The organism is Leclercia tamurae (assembly GCF_025566055.1).
Lineage (GTDB): Bacteria > Pseudomonadota > Gammaproteobacteria > Enterobacterales > Enterobacteriaceae > Enterobacter > Enterobacter tamurae.
The window spans coordinates 1-209 of record NZ_JAMHKS010000004.1 but is presented as its reverse complement, the minus strand read 5'-3'; the positions used below and the strand labels follow the sequence as shown (position 1 = coordinate 209).

The 209-nt window shown below is 53.1% G+C and carries 2 tRNA genes; both read right to left on the bottom strand.

Annotation, left to right across the window (positions count from 1 at the left end):
* Positions 1–6: 6 nt before the first annotated feature.
* Positions 7–82 (bottom strand) — tRNA-Ala (locus tag M8318_RS00010).
* Between the two features lie 37 nt (positions 83–119).
* A tRNA-Ile gene (locus tag M8318_RS00005) sits at positions 120–196 on the bottom strand.
* Positions 197–209 lie beyond the last annotated feature (13 nt).

The following is a 209-nucleotide window of genomic DNA, read 5'->3' as shown; positions in this document are numbered from 1 at the left end:
AAAGGATGGTGGAGCTATGCGGGATCGAACCGCAGACCTCCTGCGTGCAAGGCAGGCGCTCTCCCAGCTGAGCTATAGCCCCATCGTAGTTAAATCTCTTCAAATTTGCGTGGCAAATTTGGTAGGCCTGAGTGGACTTGAACCACCGACCTCACCCTTATCAGGGGTGCGCTCTAACCACCTGAGCTACAAGCCTGCAGAGATTTTTT